We start from the raw sequence: 288 nt of genomic DNA, 5'->3' as shown, positions 1-288 counted from the left end.
GTAGAAGTCGCAGGCGTGTGCGCAGCCGTTCCTGTGCCTGCTGGATGCTGTCCAGCTCATCTCGATAGATATTGCTCACCAGTCGCTCCCGCTGCTGCTCGACCCGCAGTCGAACGAAGAACTGGAGGACGAATCGTAGCTGCTTGAACTCGAATCCGAGTACGACGAATGCGAAGAGCTGGAACACGTGTCCGATACCGAACTCGAACCGGAATCGCTCGACGCATAGCTGCTGCCACTGAACGAAGAGCTGGTGTCACCCCACACCGAGATCGGGCTGATCGGAGA

General features: G+C 58.0%; 1 protein-coding gene. It reads right to left on the bottom strand.

Translation table 11 applies throughout. The annotated features are described in order from the left end of the window. Window positions 1-56: 56 nt before the first annotated feature. Window positions 57-288: hypothetical protein (locus AC1RPG_RS08690; protein ID WP_481762586.1), on the bottom strand; the 232-nt coding region annotated here is incomplete at its 5' end.

This window comes from Dellaglioa sp. CoH-57-MRSF-18, assembly GCF_056781995.1.
This window is presented reverse-complemented; position numbering and strand designations above follow the sequence as displayed.